The 13949-nt window shown below is 34.8% G+C and carries 10 protein-coding genes and 1 other annotated feature; all 10 genes read left to right on the forward strand.

Features of this window, described 5'->3' with window-relative positions:
- Nucleotides 1–830 (forward strand): SIALI-17 repeat-containing surface protein (locus RWR88_RS07150; RefSeq protein ID WP_314451441.1); only part of this gene is annotated, 830 nt, incomplete at its 5' end.
- 1236 nt (nucleotides 831–2066) lie between these two features.
- On the forward strand, nucleotides 2067–9059 hold the full coding sequence (locus tag RWR88_RS07155; protein WP_314451443.1) for a Rib/alpha-like domain-containing protein: 6993 nt from the start codon (nucleotides 2067–2069) through the stop codon (nucleotides 9057–9059).
- Nucleotides 9060–9226: 167 nt separating this feature from the next.
- Nucleotides 9227–9460: a hypothetical protein gene (locus RWR88_RS07160; protein ID WP_314451445.1), complete on the forward strand. Its 234-nt coding sequence runs from the start codon at nucleotides 9227–9229 to the stop codon at nucleotides 9458–9460.
- A 218-nt stretch (nucleotides 9461–9678) separates the two neighbouring features.
- Nucleotides 9679–9912, forward strand: a complete 234-nt coding sequence (locus RWR88_RS07165; RefSeq protein ID WP_314451447.1) for a DUF1146 domain-containing protein — start codon at nucleotides 9679–9681, stop codon at nucleotides 9910–9912.
- Nucleotides 9913–9929: 17 nt separating this feature from the next.
- Nucleotides 9930–11243: a UDP-N-acetylglucosamine 1-carboxyvinyltransferase gene (gene murA, locus RWR88_RS07170; protein WP_314451449.1), complete on the forward strand. Its 1314-nt coding sequence runs from the start codon at nucleotides 9930–9932 to the stop codon at nucleotides 11241–11243.
- A 122-nt stretch (nucleotides 11244–11365) separates the two neighbouring features.
- Nucleotides 11366–11441, forward strand: a sequence feature (ribosomal protein L21 leader region).
- 15 nt (nucleotides 11442–11456) lie between these two features.
- Nucleotides 11457–11765 carry a 50S ribosomal protein L21 gene (gene rplU, locus RWR88_RS07175; protein ID WP_020991443.1) on the forward strand — a complete coding sequence of 103 codons (309 nt, stop codon included), beginning with the start codon at nucleotides 11457–11459 and terminating at the stop codon, nucleotides 11763–11765.
- A gap of 8 nt (nucleotides 11766–11773) precedes the next feature.
- Nucleotides 11774–12106 carry a ribosomal-processing cysteine protease Prp gene (locus tag RWR88_RS07180; RefSeq protein WP_314451451.1) on the forward strand — a complete coding sequence of 111 codons (333 nt, stop codon included), beginning with the start codon at nucleotides 11774–11776 and terminating at the stop codon, nucleotides 12104–12106.
- A 22-nt stretch (nucleotides 12107–12128) separates the two neighbouring features.
- Entirely contained in the window at nucleotides 12129–12419 is a 291-nt protein-coding gene (rpmA, locus tag RWR88_RS07185; protein WP_006703860.1) for a 50S ribosomal protein L27, read from the forward strand.
- A gap of 64 nt (nucleotides 12420–12483) precedes the next feature.
- On the forward strand, nucleotides 12484–13491 hold the full coding sequence (locus RWR88_RS07190) for a class I SAM-dependent methyltransferase (RefSeq protein ID WP_314451452.1): 1008 nt from the start codon (nucleotides 12484–12486) through the stop codon (nucleotides 13489–13491).
- A gap of 45 nt (nucleotides 13492–13536) precedes the next feature.
- Nucleotides 13537–13764 carry a hypothetical protein gene (locus RWR88_RS07195; RefSeq protein WP_314451453.1) on the forward strand — a complete coding sequence of 76 codons (228 nt, stop codon included), beginning with the start codon at nucleotides 13537–13539 and terminating at the stop codon, nucleotides 13762–13764.
- Nucleotides 13765–13949 lie beyond the last annotated feature (185 nt).

Below are 13949 nucleotides of genomic sequence, written 5' to 3' on the forward strand. Positions count from 1 at the left end.
GCGCACCAAATACAGCCGTAGGACAACCAGGCGAAGTCTCAGGAACAGTGATCGTCCATTACCCAGATGGCACAAGTGAAGAAGTACAAGTGAAGGTGACTGTTCGTCAAAGTAATGAAAAAGGTACCCCAGAAGTTCAACCAGATTTACCAGAATTCAATGGAGGTGTAAACACACCGGATGCACCGACAAACGAAATTCCAGCCTACACAGACCCAATTGGCTCAACTGGAGTAGACGAGAATGGAAATCTAATCACGCCACCAAGTGTAGATATTCCTGAATTTATGGGTGGAACAAGTACTCCGGACGCACCAACTCATGAATTCCCAGAGTTTAATGGAAACATTGGTATGAACGGTGAGCTTCCAGACCCAGCTCAATTACCAAAAGTTAAACTGATTATTACTAAATGGGTTGATGAAAACGGTAATGAGTTGAAACCAGCAGATGCGAAAACTCCTAAAGTATTAGGTGAGGAAAATGAAGCATTTGAACATGGTGAAATCGAAGGTTATGAATTTGTAAGAACTGAAGTAGATGAAAATGGAGAAGTTGTAACACATATCTTTAGAAAAGTTACATCTTCAGGAGTAACTCAAACAAATAATAATGTGAAACCTCAAGAAACTCCAAATAACCCACAAGTTTCTACAAATGAAAAACCTACTCAAGCTGAAAAAGTAGAGCCTAAACAAAAAGATTCTCAGACAATCTTACCGAAAACTGGAACGGCAAATGGTTTAGGATTCTTAACTGCAGCAACAACATCTATCCTTCTAGGATTAGGATTCATGATCCCAGGTAAGAAAGAAGAGGAAGAAGAATAATCTCGGAAGAATCATATGTATAGAAAGTAATGATTCATCAAATCCCGTTGGCGATTTTGCTAACGGGATTTTTGAGTTCTAAAATGAAAAGCATAGTTAAAAGGTAAGTGATAGAAAATGGGTAACAGATGAAACAGGTGGAAATGCTACACTTCAAAAAGTATTCTAATGAGTTGTTTAATTTGAGAAAAATTGAGAAATGGAAAACAAATTTTGTCATTATTTTGTAATCAGAATAATATCGATTGGAAAGTGACATCAGTATCGAATTTGTTCCCCTAAGGGGAAAATCTATTGACTTTCATTCTGTACAAGATATTATGTTACGTATATCATACAAAATATGTTCATTTGTCAGAAAAAGATTTTTAATATGAAATCGAAACATTTAGATAAAATTCTTAATTGTAATAAATGTGAGATGATAATTGTCAGAAATTCTAATTCCTTGTTCAAATGACGATTCTCCAAGAAGGCCATGTTAGTAACTGTATAAAAGATAAAAATCTTACCCATACTAAAATCTCCTTAGCAGTTACTAACAACTTCTTAGATTTAATAAAGAAGATTTGCAAAAATGGAGAAAAGTAGAATAACTGAAACATGAAGTTAATCTTATTGGTTAAAGATTGCCAATAGGATTTTTTTGTGGGAATGAATGGAATTAAGGAAGAATAAAGTGTTCGCTTTAAAATTATTGATAAAACATTTAAAGAGTGTAGCAGTGAGTATAATGTTGGAATTGATTTAGAAATTCAAATTAATAAAAATCTAGCTTAGAAAATTGTGAGATTTTTTAACATAATTAAAGGTTGAAAAGTTTTAAAATTTAATTTTGAAAAGATATTAGAAGTTTTTTGTAAGCAGTGTTAAAGATATGAGATAGTAAATTTTAAAAAATATAAAAACACATGTTTAAAACGTAATAAAATAAGTAAAAATCCGAATGTGTTTTGAAAACAAAAAGAATATTTTGTCGATAATAAAAACATAGAAAGATTCTATTCACAATGTTCTTAGATAGATATTTATGGGAAAATAGTGTATAAAAATTAAAGAAACATTACAAAAATTACCGTATTTATAATCTTTTCTGCTGTTTTTCACAAAAATATGTAAATTATGAAAACATATTAATATTTTTTGACATTTCACATATTGTGATATAAAATATTTTTGAAATAAAAACCCTAAAATCTATTGAAAAATAGGTTTTCAACTCAAAGGAGGAAAATTATGAAAGAAAAAAAGAATCTTCGTGCGATTCAAGCACAACGCTTTTTACGCTATAGTATTCGTAAGTTCAGTGTAGGGGTAGCAAGTGTAGCTATCGCTTCTGGATTAGCCGTATTAACTGGCGCAAATGTACAAGCAGAAGAAGCAAATGCAACAGCTCCAGCTACAGAAATACCAGTAAAACCAACTACTGAAGCAGCAACTGCAAATGTTGAGAATAAAGAAAACAAACCGGTTGTTGAGAAAGTTGATAAATTAAGCTTAGATAAAGCAATTACTCGTTTAGAAGCAGCTTTAGAAAAAGCAGCATCAACTGAAAAAACAGCTTCAGCAATTGAGTCTGCAAAAGCAGAATTGGCAAATGCAAAAGCTGTAGCCACAAATGAAGCTGCAACAAAAGAAGAAGTAGCAAAAGCTACATCAGCAGTAAACGGTAATGCATTTGTATTAGAAAGTATGCCAAAAGCACCTGCAGCCAAGAAAGAAGAAAAAGAAAACAAAAACCAAGATTCACGTAATGGAAAAGCTATTCCAGGACAAGGGGAAAGTGGATTCAGAGATGCAGCAACAGCAGCAGGATATAAAAATGATATTAATACTGTAAATACTGAATTAAAAGCTGCAATCGATAAAGTAAAAGTAGAAATTACAAAAGAAGAAGCTTTAGGTGAAGGTAAAACAAACAAAGAAAAACTAGATATGTTACGTGCTATTGTAGCAAAAGCTGAACAAGAAAAAACAAAAGCTACAACAGCAGCAGCAAAAGCTGATGCTACAGAACAAGAACTTCAAGCAGCATTAACAGAAGCAAAACAAGAAAAAGATAGATTAAATTACTATCTAACTAATGCTGAAAACTGGGGAGCTCCAATTAACAATAATAGAGCTGGTTATGGTAATAACCCAGCAAACGGTGTTTTTGAAAGCATGAGTAACGGATTTGGTGCAGTTGATTTCTCAGGTCCTACAGTAGAATCAAAAAGTAAAACAATTGAAGATCAAGTAAATAATCTTCAAAGTGAAAAACATTACGGTAAAGTAACTTACAATTGGAAGACTAAAAAAATCACTGCAGCAGAAGCTGAAGCAGGTGCATTAAACGGTTGGAAAATTAGTGGAGCAAAAGACTATGTGAATGCTGTTAAACCAGAGGCTCCAACAGATTTTACTGTTGCTGGTGATAGAACAGAAGCGCCAAAACCAGCGAAATCTTATGATGACAATGGTAAACATGATGCTTCAACTGCTACTCAAAACCAACCAAATGCAGATGGAAAGTTCCTAGGTGGTGCGATTACTCTAGATGGAATGAAAAATGATGCTAGAGGAAATGTTAAAGATAGAGATTACTATCTTGAATTAGGAAGTAAAGGTGTTACTCTATCTAAAGAATATGACGTAAACCCTAATTCTGAATTATTCTTCAATATGGTTTACAATGGAGCATATGGTAAAGCTGCACTTTCAAGTCAAGGTGAAGAAGTAAGTGTTGAAATTACAGATGCTTACACTGGTAAGAAAATTGCTTCCATTCCAATGAGAGATGGAAGCACTCCAACGGAAGCAACAGGAAGACCAGCAGGTTCAAATGAAGGAACACCTTCTGATAGTTGGAATAATATTGCAAGAATTTATCATGTTCCAGAAGGAACAAGTAAAGTTAAAGTTACAATCAAAGCAAAAGATGATGGTGATTTTAAAGGTGTTCAAGATGGATTCATTATCGGTGGTGTAGGTCTTGCTACTGGTCCTGGTATGCAATTAACTACTAACGTTACTAGCGAAGGTAAGAGTGGAGAGTACGGATTTACAAAAGATAAATTATATAAACGTTCTCAAGAGGGTAAATTAAACCTTGAATTGAAAAACGTGGGTGGTGTTGAAAATACTTTCCCTTACGGTGGTACGTTTAACATTAAAGTACAAGTACCAAAAGGTGTTAAATTAGGTACAGTAGATACTACAAACTACAAAAAATTAGACTTATCTAAAGCAAAAGGTGAATCTATTTGGACTGATCAAGGATACTTAACAAATGTTCGTTATGATGAAGCGACTAATACATTAAGTATGGATGTAAATGCAGTTCAATATGGTAAAAACAATCTAAAAGCTGCAGGGGAAACATCAAGAAAATTCTCAATTCCATTTATAACTGAAGATGATTATGTAGGGGATGCTACATTTAAAGTTACAGGAACAGGTGGAATGGGTACTCAAGATGCTGAAGGAAATAGAATTTACCCATGGTTATGGACTGGAGATAAAGGACCTTATGCTTTTGATGGAAACTATAAAGCTAATGGATTAAGATGGACTGATGATCCAGATTACTACTACAATAGAACAATTTATATTGATGCTCGTACTCCTAAATCAGCTACAGTTGAAGAAGTTCACACTGATAGTATTGTGGGAGATTCTAATGCGAAAAATCAAGAAAAATACTTATTAGTAAATACAGGGGACGCACCAGGTTCATTAACTCCATCAGATGATGAAATTAAAGCTAATCTTAAAAAAGTAGCGGATAATAATGGAGTTACTTTATCAGATGAAGAAACAGCTAAAAGAATTGCTGAAATTAAAAATGCATTACAAATCGAAAATGAAATTGGTAAGAAAATCAAAATCACATTACCAAATAATGACATTATCGAATTAGAGAAAAAAGATGATGGTTGGTATCAAGGAGATACTAAAGTAGATACAACGCCTGAAGGTAAATTAAAAGTAAGTCTTAAAGATGTTAGTCTTCATACACATGAAGGGAATGAGAAGATTGCCGTAACTTCAGTTTCACCAGTAGGAAACGTTTCTGCACCAAGTTATGCAAATGTTGTGAACGAAGCTCCAAAAGTAGAAGCTAAGAAAGATATTTATGTTTATAAAACTAAAGCAGCTGACAAATGGAATGCTGATAAAGTTGTTGAAGTAGCAAAACCAACAGCAACAGACTTAGAAGATGATCGTGATGGAGATGAAACTACTAAACCGACGATTGCTGTAAGTAATGACGGCGGATTAGATACAACTACAGTTGGTGATTACACTGTGAAAGTACAATCAACTGATAGTGAAGGTAAGAAATCTACTGAAGCAGAAGTAACTGTTCACGTAATAGACTTAATTACAGTAGATCCAACAGTAACAACTGATCCAACAAATCCAAGTACAACAGCTCCAGTGTCTCCAAAAACTGCAGATACACCTGTTAAACCTGGAGATGAAAATCTTGGTAAATATCCAGCAGGATTAACACGTGATGATTTAGTTAAAGAAGTAACTCGTACAATTAAGTATCTAAAAGAAGAAGATGCTGATAAGGCTGATGCAACTCCTTTATATGCTGAAAAAGTACAAAAAGTAACATACAAACGTACAGCAACTGTAAACCCACAAACAGGAGATGTAACTTATTCTGATTGGCAAGTTTACAATGAAGCTGATAAATTAACAGATGCTACAGCTGATGGAACAAAAGGTAAATTCAATGCTGTTGATTCACCAGTAGTAGCAAACTACTTATTAGTAAATGCTACAGATAAAACAGTAGCTGCAGAAGATGCACCAGTTCCTGGAGAAAATGGTACAGTAGATCCTGTAGTGAAAAAAGTTCTTTACAAAGAAATTGGTTCATTTACTCTAACTTATCCAGAAGGTAAAAAACCAACGAATGCACCAGAGAAGATTAACTATCCAAATGATCCAAAAGATCCATCTGTTCCTGGTAACTTCGGTACTGTAACAATCCCTCATGTTGATGGATTTGTTCCAAGTTATAATGGAGTAGAATTAACACCAGTAGATCCTACAGATCCATCTAAAGGATATAAAGTACCAGAAAACTTCAAACCAGGTGATAATTTTGGTAAAACTCCAATTCAATATGTACCTGGAATTCAAAAAGCTACAGTGAAATTTGTTTCTGTAGATAAAGATGGTAAAGAAACACCATTAGATGAGAAGTTTAATATTACTGATCTTACTGGTAAAGCAGGAACAAAAATTCCAGAAGAGAAAATACAAGCTCGTCTTGATGTGTTAAAATCAATGGGTTATGAAGTGAATGATAATCCGTTTGCTAAACCTGATGCTGAAAAACCAACATTTGATACAACTGCAGATACTGATACTGAAATTAGTCAAAACTTTGTTGTTAAATTAACACCAAAAGTTTCAACACCAACTCCTGTTTATGTTGTAGAAGGTGATAAACCAACAGCAGAAAAACTAAAAGATGCGGTTACGACAGAAGGAAATAACAAAACTGTAGATGAAGCTAAGATTCCTGAAACAAAAGGAAAAGTTGGAGATGATACATTAACTGCACCAGTAACAGTAACATACGGTTCAGGTGATAATAAACGTGAAGAAACTGTTAATGTACCAGTGAAAGTTGTTAAGGGATATCCACAATTAGTGGCAGTAAGTGAAGATAAAAAACAACCTTCACCAGAAGATAATATTGATACTTCAGACTATCCAGATGATGCAAAATATGAATACAAAGAAGAAGTAGATACAACTGCACCTGGAGATAAGAAAGTAACAGTAGTAGTTAAACAAGGTGATAAAGTACTAGTAGAAGTACCAGCAACAGTACGTGTAGTTGATAGCAAACCACAATTTGTTGTAGCGGATCCTAAGAAACCACAACCTGATGTTAAATCAAGCATTACTCCAGATGAATATCCAAAAGGTACTACTTTTGAGTATGAAAAACCAGTTGACACAACAACTTCAGGTGAAAAAGATGTAGTAGTTGTAGCGAAATTAGATGGAAAAACAATTGTAGAAGTACCAGCTAAAGTAATGGTAGTAGATCCTAAGACACAATATGTGTTCGAAGACCCTGCTAAACCACAACCATCAGCTGATGAAAGTATCGATCCTGATCAATATCCAGAAGGAACTAAATTTGAATATAAAGAACCAGTTGATACAACAACACCTGGAGACAAGAAAGTAACAGTAGTAGCTAAAGATGGCGAAGACAAACTAGTAGAAGTACCTGCAGTTGTTAAAGTATTACCATTAGTGAAACCAGAAGGGTTAACAGTTCTTAAAGGAAGCGAAAAATTAGAAGATGCAGTTAAAGCAAAAGCTGAAGAAGTAGTAGCTGCCTTACCAAAAGATAAAGTTCCAGCAGGTGTAACTGTAAAAGTTAAAGAAGTGAAAGCAGGAACTACACCAACAACAGCTGAAGTAACTGAAACAGGTAAACCAAAACCAGCAACAGTAGTTGTTGAATATACTGATGATAAAGGAAATGTTATTGGAACTAAAGAAGTAGAAGTACCAGTAACAGTAGTTGGCTCAACTCCAAAATCAGTAGTAGTATTTGAAGGTGATAAACCAACTAAAGCCAAAGATGCCGTAACACCAGGACAAGGTGGAACAGTTGGAGAACCAACAACATTACCAGATACAAAAGGAAAAGCTGGAGCTACAGATGTAACAGTAGAAGTACCAGTAACTTATGACAATGGAAAAGTAACTGAGAAAGTAAAAGTTCCAGTAACAGTATTGCCAGTAGCAAAAGCCGACGTAACAGTAACTAAAGGAACAACTCCAGACAAACTGAAAGAACTAGCTAAAGCTAAAGCTGATGAAGCAATTAAAGCAAAAGACTTTACAGATAAATTACCAAAAGATGCGAAAGTAACTGTAGGTGATGTAACAAAAGCTATTGAAGAAACAGTAACTGCTAAAAAAGGTACTGGAGTAACAACTGTAGAAGTACCAGTAACATACACAGTAGATGGAAAAGACTACACAACTACAATTCCAGTAAAAGTAAATGTTAAAGGTTCAGATGTTAAACCTGTATACGTTGTAGAAGGTGACAAACCAAAAGCTGAGGATCTAAACAAAGCAATCACTCCTGATACAGATGGAACTAAAACACCTGTAACGGATGAAGACATCAACAAAGCTATCCCAACAACAGAAGGTAAAGTTGGAGATAAAGATATTAAAGTAACAACGAAAGTTACTTATAAAGATGGAGGAGAAGAAACAGTAGAAGTACCAGTTACAGTATTACCAAAAGTTTCTCCAGAAGGTGTAGTAGTACCGAAAGATACTGATAAAGGTACACTTGAAAAAGCTGTAAAAGATAAAGTTGAAGAAGTGGCTAAAAATGTCAAAGGATTACCAACAGACGTAACAGTAACGGTTAAAGAAACTCCATTAACAACTCCAGGAACAGAAACACCAGGTGAAAAAGACTCTGTAACTGTAACAGTTGAGTATAAAGATAAAGATGGAAACGTAATTCTTACTAAAGAAGTTAAAGTACCAGTAACAGTAACACCAAAAGTAACACCAATTGTAGTAGAAGTTGGAACACCAATTACAAAAGATGATGTTAAGAAACATATCGAACTTCCTAACGAAAAAGGATGGGAAATTGTTGAAGAAAACTGGACAATCCCAACTACTGAAACAGCTGGTCAAAAACCAAGTGTTAAAGTTAAGGTGAAATTACCAAGTGGAAAAGAAATTACTGTAGAAGTACCAGTAACAGTAACTCCAAAACGTGATTCTGAACTACAACCTCAACCACAAGCACCACAAGCACCACAAGTTAATAAAGTGGTAACACGTTTTGTGGATGAAAATGGTAAAGATATCACTTCACCTGAAGAAGGATTGAAAGATCCTAAAGCTCTTGAAGGATATGTGTTCGACAAAACAACAACAGATAAGAATGGTACAGTATTCCACCACTATAAGAAAGCAACTGCACCAACACCTCAACCTGTTGAACCAGCAACACCAGGACAAGCAGACCAATCTGCAACTCCTGCACAACCAGCTACACCAGCAACTCCAGCAAATGCTCAAGCACAAGCTTCAGTTGCAAAACAAGAATTACCAAATACAGGTATGGCTGAAATCAACGTCTTTACACCAGCAGCGTTAGCAATCTTAGGTGGATTAGGATTAGCAGCGCCAGCTCTAACAAAGAAAAAAGACGAAGAATAATCATTAAAAGTATGAACTAAATAATGATGAGAAGAGACTGAAACCATTGTGTTTCAGTCTTTTTTTTATTGGAAACGGTATTCATTGACTATGTGCAATAGGTATCATATACTTTAGTTGAGAGAAAAATTGAATTTTTAGATAATAATATGAAAAGAGGGATAACAATGACTGAACATCAACCAGAAACAAGCGTAAAAGAAGTCATAAAAGTGCATGTAGAATATAAAGATAAAGATGGCAATGTTTATTCAATGAATGACGTAGAAGTACCTGTACAAGAAAAAGTTGTAAAAAAAGTAGAATCATCATCCGATATAGAAGATACAAATACTGTATTTAGCCCAGAAGTATTAGAAATTCTAAAAGGTGTAGGGCTATCAGATCATCAAGATAAGTAATAGTTTTCAATAACTAAAAGGTAGTTTAAATCTACGAAAGATTGAGCTACCTTTTTTATGTGGAAAGAAGAATGAAAACTGAAATCGAAAGAATGAAAACAATGAAAAACTTTCGTAAATAATTGAAAACTAAAAAGGACAAACCTTTTATTTTCAAGAAAAATATGGTAATATAGTAACGCAGTATCTCTATCATTATAAGAGATTAGGAGACCTACATGACAACATTTACACAAGTTTTTAGATTAATCATGACCCTAGCGATGATTATCCTAGCTTATTGGTCATTACAGTGTATAAATTTAGAAAAAATCATATTAAAAAATCGAATTGAACAAGCACGACTATTCATCATGTTAGTCGCACTTTTTTTAGGAGTAGGTGCTTCTAGTGCAATTTTTTCGATATCCGATTTAATCAATTCAATTATTCAATTCATTACGAGTAAGTAACCTTGGAGGTTTGTAACATGGAAAAGATGATTGTACAAGGTGGTACACGTCTAAATGGAACGGTAAAAGTAGAGGGAGCAAAAAATGCTGTGCTTCCAATTTTAGCAGCAAGTATTTTAGCAAAGTATGGGGTAACACATTTAACAAATGTACCGAATTTATCTGATGTTCATACGATGCTAGCAGTATTAAATAGTTTAAATGTCACTAGTACATTTGATGAAGAGGAAAAAGCCATTACTCTAAATGCAACAAAAGATGTTCAAACAACAGCAGCATTTGAATTTGTGAGTAAAATGCGTGCATCAATCGTTGTAATGGGTCCTCTTTTAGCTAGATTTGGGCATGCTCGTGTCGCAATGCCAGGTGGTTGTGCGATTGGGACTCGTCCGATTGATTTGCATTTAAAAGGTTTTGAAGCAATGGGTGCAACCATTACCCAAGCAGATGGCTATGTTGAAGCACATGCAGATCAATTAGTGGGTGCAAGAATTTATATGGATTTCCCATCAGTTGGAGCAACTCAAAACTTAATGATGGCAGCTACATTAGCGAAAGGTACGACTTTATTAGAAAATGTAGCAAGAGAGCCTGAAATTGTTGATTTAGCCAATATTTTAAATAAAATGGGTGCGAAAATTATTGGTGCGGGTACTGAAAACATTCGTATTGAAGGTGTAGACCACTTAGAAGGAACGATTCACTCAATTATTCCTGACAGAATTGAAGCAGGAACATTTATGGTTGCTGCAGCAGTGACAGCAGGAGATGTTTTTGTTGAAGATGCGATTGCAGAACATAATCAACCATTAATTTCTAAATTATCTGAAATGGGTGTTCAATTTATTGAAGAAGAAAATGGCATTCGTGTTATCGGACCAGAAAACTTAAAACCAACAGATGTGAAGACATTACCACATCCAGGATTCCCAACAGATATGCAAGCTCAGATGACAATTGTTCAATTACTAGCTTCAGGTGTAAGTACAATGACAGAAACAGTATTCGAAAATCGTTTCAATCATTTGGAAGAATTACGCCGTATGAATGCTCAGTTTATGATTGAAGGTAGAACAGCAGTAATGAATCAAGAGTCACAATTACAAGGTGCGCAAGTAAAAGCAACGGACTTACGTGCAGCAGCAGCCTTAATTATTGCTGGTATGGTGGCAAAAGGTTACACACGTGTCACTGAGTTAAAATACTTAGATCGTGGCTATTATCAATTCCATCATAAACTACGTGCATTAGGAGCCAATATCGAACGTGTTCATGAAGATGATGCAACACCGTTCACAACAGTAGAATTAGAAAAGATGTTAAATCGTTAAAGAGATATTAGCCGAATGATTCTTAATAGAATTGTCGGCTAATTTTCATTTTAATTGACCAAGCTTTTGCTTGACTTAAATAGAAATCTCTGTTAAACTATTCATGTTGTAATTGTGAAGCACCACAGCTACAACCGCTCGGATTAGAGTACAAAAGACCGGAATCGGCACTTTAAACTGGCGAGTCTTAGTCTAAAATATAGGAGGTGCAATATGTACGCAATCGTAAAAACTGGTGGTAAACAAGTTAAAGTTGAAGTTGGTCAAGCAATCTACGTTGAAAAATTAAACGCAGAAGCTGGCGACAAAGTGACTTTCGAAGAAGTAGTATTTGTAGGTGGAGAAAACGTTAAAGTTGGTGCTCCATTCGTAGCAGGTGCAACTGTTGAAGGAACTGTTGAAAAACAAGGCCGTCAAAAGAAAGTTGTAACTTTCAAATACAAACGTCGTAAAGACTCTCACCGTAAACAAGGTCACCGTCAACCTTATACAAAAGTTGTGATTAACGCAATCAACGCTTAATTTTGACGATGATACGAGTAACATTTCATAAAAAAGACCACGAATTAGTTTCTTTTGAAATGACAGGTCATGCTGGCTTTGGCGAGTATGGTGAAGACATTGTATGTGCAGGCGTTTCTGCATTAGCAATTACGACTGTCAATAGTATTGAGAAGCTAGCAGGCTATCAACCGATTGTTGACGTTGATGAAGTCGAAGGTGGATATTTATATTTCGAAGTTGTACGAGATGTAACGAAAGTTCAAACTCAAACAACACAAATTTTATTAAATAGTCTATTACTAGGGTTAGAAGGAATTCAAGAAGAATATCCTAATTATCTAACCATTCAAGTTGATTAACCTATCAAGGAGGTGCACTCTCATGTTAAAAGTGAATTTACAATTATTTGCCCACAAAAAAGGGGGCGGTTCTACATCAAACGGACGTGACTCTCAATCAAAACGTTTAGGTGCTAAACGTGCTGATGGACAATTTGTTACAGGTGGTTCAATTTTATTCCGCCAACGTGGAACTAAAATCCATCCAGGTCACAATGTTGGAATCGGTGGAGATGACACATTATTCGCTAAAGTTGATGGCGTAGTACGTTTCGAACGTAAAGGCCGTGACAAAAAACAAGTATCTGTTTACCCAGTAGCAGCTGCTGAATAATATGGAATTTGCGGAGGCAGGACTTTGTCCTGTCTCTTATTTTTTATCTGAAAGGAGGAGTTTGATGGAACAGGAAAATAAAGAAATTCGTAGTTTTGAAAAATTATGGGAGGCTGTTCAAGTTCTCCAAAAAGAAATTGAGTATTCGTATGTTGAGGCATTAGGAGAAACCTTGCAAAATATTGCCTCAGGAAATCAAGCACAACAAGTAGAAGGGCAACCAGATGCAGCAACCATTGCACAATTAAATGAAGCTTATCAAGAACTATCGCTAGAAAGCTTTACAAAAGAACAAATTCGTCGCATGATTCAATATACTTTCTTGAAAGCTGCAAAAGAAGATGGCTTGCAAACGAATCACCAAATGACACCTGATTCAATTGGATTATTAGTGGCATTTATGGTGGAACGTTTAACAGAAAATAAAGACAGACTTTCACTTGCTGATTTTGCTTGTGGAAGTGGGAATTTATTAAGTACCGTTCAACTCTTTTTACAAGAAAGTGGGAAAACAATTCAAACAACTGCAATTGATAATGATGAAGTGTTAGTACATTTAGCACTGCAATCTTTTGCCTTAGAAAGTTTAGAGGTACGAGTGATGTTGCAAGATGGATTAAGTGATTTATTAGTCGGTCCAATCGATATTGCGTTATCTGACTTGCCAGTTGGGTATTATCCTGTCGATGAACGAGCAAAAGAGTTTAAGAGTCATTCAAAAGAGGGACATTCTTACGCCCATCATTTATTAATTGAACAACATTTGAATTATTTAAAACCAGGTGGTTTTGGATTCATGATTGTGCCAACAAATTTATTTGAAACAGAAGAAAGTGTATCATTATTAGAACATTTACAAAAAGAATCTTTTGTTCAAGCCATGCTAGCTTTCCCTAAAACATTATTCAAAAATCAACAATATAGTAAGTCGTTACTTATTTTCCAGAAAAAAGGAAAAGGGGCAAAACAAGCACGTCAAGTATTGCTAGGCGACATCCCGGATATGAAAAACATTGATAAGTTCAGACAATTTACACAAACATTTGAAAAATGGGCGAAAGAACTTTCGTAAAACATAGAGAGTTTATCAAGCAAAAACAGGAGAGGAGTTACTAATATGACAGTAGTATCGTTGGAAAATAATGTTAAATTATATAGTTCAGAATTAAAAAAAGCATTATTAAAAGCATCTAATTATAAATTAGATGAGCAGATTGCTTACAGTGTTGCCGAAGTTTATGCTCGTAATCTAGATTATTCTGATCCAGAGTTGATGCATGTCGGAGTAACTTCTGTTGCGAATAATCTACTCACTAGAATTAAAAGAGAATATTTTAAAGCCTAATAAAAAATACACACTAAAAGTGTGCTGCATCCTCAAAACTAGATTTTTTCAATCTAGCTTTGGGGTGTTTTTTATTTGATATTATCCTGAAAAAAATAACTTCTAGAAAAAGAAAGTAGAACCAAGGATTTTGTTAGGGTATCATACATTTGTGACAAAAAAGAATAAAAAAAAGAGAACCAATG

Origin of the sequence: uncultured Granulicatella sp. (assembly GCF_963528195.1) — a bacterium.
In the GTDB taxonomy this organism is placed as follows: Bacteria; Bacillota; Bacilli; order Lactobacillales; family Aerococcaceae; genus Granulicatella.